Origin of the sequence: Nostoc sp., assembly GCF_035638895.1 — a bacterium.
Taxonomy (GTDB): domain Bacteria; phylum Cyanobacteriota; class Cyanobacteriia; order Cyanobacteriales; family Nostocaceae; genus Nostoc.
This window is the reverse complement of the sequence record NZ_DASQZC010000159.1, coordinates 1-3,500: the sequence shown is the minus strand read 5'-3', so window position 1 is coordinate 3,500 and position 3,500 is coordinate 1. Positions and strand designations below refer to the sequence as shown.

Annotated in this window: 4 protein-coding genes and 1 pseudogene; 3 read left to right on the top strand and 2 right to left on the bottom strand. The window is 37.5% G+C overall.

All coding sequences use genetic code 11. The features are described from left to right. From VE944_RS07980 to VE944_RS07970, 3 genes are all read left to right on the top strand, one after another. Positions 1 to 161: response regulator (locus VE944_RS07980; protein WP_475483620.1), on the top strand; the 161-nt coding region annotated here is incomplete at its 5' end. 550 nt (positions 162 to 711) lie between these two features. Then, positions 712 to 1,413, top strand: a complete 702-nt coding sequence (locus VE944_RS07975) for a hypothetical protein (protein WP_324974836.1) — start codon at positions 712 to 714, stop codon at positions 1,411 to 1,413. A gap of 457 nt (positions 1,414 to 1,870) precedes the next feature. Beyond that, a complete protein-coding gene (locus VE944_RS07970; protein ID WP_324974833.1) occupies positions 1,871 to 2,419 on the top strand; it encodes a L,D-transpeptidase in 549 nt (182 codons plus the stop codon). An 8-nt stretch (positions 2,420 to 2,427) separates the two neighbouring features. Here the strand turns inward: VE944_RS07970 and VE944_RS07965 are convergent, their stop codons facing one another. Continuing rightward, a complete protein-coding gene (locus VE944_RS07965; protein WP_324974831.1) occupies positions 2,428 to 3,135 on the bottom strand; it encodes an actin-binding WH2 domain-containing protein in 708 nt (235 codons plus the stop codon). 41 nt (positions 3,136 to 3,176) lie between these two features. Continuing rightward, positions 3,177 to 3,500 (bottom strand): annotated as a pseudogene (locus tag VE944_RS07960) (actin-binding WH2 domain-containing protein); the annotation flags it as partial.

Here is a 3,500-nt window from a genome sequence, read left to right as displayed (position 1 = left end):
CGATTCCGGTGATTTTGTTAACTGCCAAAATCCAGGCTTCCGATCGCCGTCGCTATACTCAGATGGGAATGATCAGTGCGATCGCTAAACCATTCAATCCTCTAGAATTAGCTACTGAAGTAGCAATAGCACTGGGTTGGAGTTTAGAGGAAGCTAAATAACCCCTTTATCATCTATTTGAACCACAATTATTGCAGGAGCGTATAGCTAGCTACCTGACTTTTCAGGGTATCTGGAAAAGCCCACGAAAACTTAACCTCTTCCCGACGCGGGAAGGGGACAAATTTAAAATATTTCTCCTTTGAGGAGAGAGATTTTACAAATACCGTGATAAGTGAGAGTGACAGCAAGCTGAATTTAACTATATCCATAAATAATTGTGTTACTTAAAAATTTATGTTATTGACTTCAAAATTTTATTTTTTTTGATAAAGCAATATATTAAAACTATATCTAAGGTAGTAGATTGATTAAAAAAGCCTAAACAAATACTGTCTAAAATATCACGAATTAATTTAACATCAGACTAGACTTAAGGCAGAAGAGCAAGGAAATTATTTTAGTTAATCTATTGCTTAATAAACAACATGTATTTTGATACTTTTGCTTTAAATATATGTTGTCCTTGAAATCTAGAAAAAGCTTTTTCTAGCTTTCAGCAAATTGATTAATAGCATAAGAAGCATTTAATTTCAAACTCAGGAGATCCCAATGAACGTAAATCACAGTAAAAATTTGATCAAAATACTTGCTAGTATCGTAGGAGTTGCTAGTACTGGTGCTTTAATTAGTCTTCCAGTATATGCTCTGCCTCAATCCAACTCTAGAAATTTGGAAACTAGCCAAGCCCCTACAGGTGATAGATTGTACTCCCAAGCAGGACAATCTACAGGTGGTTCTAGCACTGGAACACAGCAAAATACAGGTGGTTCTAGCACCGGGACACAGCAAAATACAGGTGGTACTGCCGGAACACAACAGTATCCAAATGGCACTACTGGAACACAGCAAAATACAGGTGGTACTACCAGAACACAACAATATCCAAGTGGCACTAATGGAACACAACAGTATCCAAACGGTACTACCGGAACACAACAGTATCCAAATGGCACTACCGGAACACAGCAAAATACAGGTGGTACTACCAGAACACAACAGTATCCAAACGGCACTACCGGAACACAGCAGTATCCAAACGGTACTACCGGAACGCAACAGTATCCAAACGGTACTACCAGAACACAACAGTATCCAAACGGCACTACTGGAACACAGCAAAATACAGGTGGTATTACCGGAACACAACAGTATCCAAACGGTACTACCGGAACACAGCAAAATACAGGTGGTAACAACACAACAGGTGGACAAAACACTGGTGGAAGTGGAGGTGTCAGAGCGCTATGGTAATTTACTAGTACAAAAACTCGGTGGAAATAAACCTACCATTCAAAATAGGCAGAAAGCCCAAAATTAAAGCCTTTTGATTTCTGACTTCCCCGTTCGGGCAGCGTTCCGTAGGGAAGGGGCTGACTTCCACCTTGCGGTACTAGCTCTACACGGAGTAATAAGCTTGTTTAGCTTGTTGCCTCTAGTTAAATAATTTCAAATACTGCCTGTTATCAAGAATAAATGCAGTAGGAAAGATGAGATGCGCTGTCAATTGATTCGATTTCTACTGCAACACATTTTGAGGATTTTATTTTACCTTCGTCACGAAATTACTCTTCTTGATCTATAGTGGTTAAACTATTGTATTTATCAACGAGGGTTACTCAAATAGCTACATAACATTAAGCTAAAATAATAACCAATCAATGATTAATTCAGTATTCAAGTATTGATTGCAAAAAGTTTAATTTTTAAAATGTTCAAGCAATTAGATAAATTAGTTATTTTTATTTGTGCATCTGGATTAAATTTTAATCCGGCAATGTCGTTAGCTTCTGAGCTTAAAGTAACTTCTCAAACTTCAACCAAGAATTTAGTCTCTCAAACGACTAATATTAATAATTTAATTACTCAACCTCTTCACCTACAAATCAGCCTTCGCAAGCGTCAAGTAACCCTTTATCGAGGAAAAACCCGAATTAAAAGTTATCCTATAGCAGTAGGTCGCCAAGGCTGGGATAGTCCAATTGGTAATTTCCGAGTCCGTACAATGTTGGAAAACCCTACTTGGATAAACCCTTTTACAGGTAAGGCTATCCCAGGAGGAGACCCTGAAAACCCACTTGGCAAATACTGGATTGGATTTTGGACAAACGGCAAAAATTGGATTGGCTTTCACGGTACGCCTAATCCTGATTCAGTTGGTAAAGCTGCTTCACACGGTTGTATTCGGATGTACAACAAGGATGTGAGAGAATTATTCGCTCAGGTAAGTCTGGGAACACCAGTTATTGTAGTACGATAAATCTTAGATTAACGGAAACCTAAAATTTCGGAAATCGCCGCTACAATATCCAAATAAAAGTTGCCTTTCACTGCCCGAAATAATTCAAATTTAGAGTCAGGCGCACCAAAAAATGGTCTAAGAAACCATCCTAACTGCATACCAACAAAGGCATAAAGCAATAACCAGGATCTTAAAATAGTAGTGCGGGTTTTTTTGCCAACTTCATCTTGTTGAGAAAGTAATTGCATCCCCTCATAAAGGAACTTAACGCCAAAGATGCCTGTAATACCAAAAATTAACACATTCAACAGTTTAAAAAATTGATAAGAATCGGGCGTAGTGATCAGAAAAAATAGTGTAACTGGTGCCAAGCTGAATAAAAGCACACTAATCACTGATACAGATGTAAGCAATACAACAAAATGCTGTTGAATAGTGCTTCGGGAACCAAACAAAACGTTAAAAAAGAATAAAGTTGGGAAACAAATAATCAGTGTTAATAAATAAAACGCCGGGAGTTTGATAGCGCCAGATAATGCCTGTGCCCAACTGTTGGATGCACCGATAATTGCGCCATAGATGGCAAAGAAAATCGAACTAGATACAAACAGAGAACTGATTTTATTCTGTAATCGGACTCCCTGACGAATTTCTTCTAAAAACGCCTGGCGATCGCGCAATAAATTAACCAAAACCCCAAATTGTTGAATTCCGAACTTTTCCTTGTTACGCATATTTTTATATTTGTGATATTTTAGGGAATTACTAATGTTAATTAACGGATTCCTAAGAGATAGCTAATAGCTTGAATCACACTTAAATAGAAATTACCTTCTCTTTCGCGGAATAGTTGAAAAGCAGAATCAGGCGTGCCAAAAAATGGTCTGAGAGTCCATCCTAACTGACTGCCTACGAAAGCGTAAAGAAATAGCCAAAATTGTAAAATCTTCTGGCGTGTTTTACTACCTTCATTATCTTGTTCTAAAACTAAGCTTGTGGCTTGATATAAAGACGAAATACCAATAAATCCAGTTAATGCAAATATGAAGACATTTAACAGAATTAAAAATTGGTAGTTATTGGTGGTAATTAAGAAAAA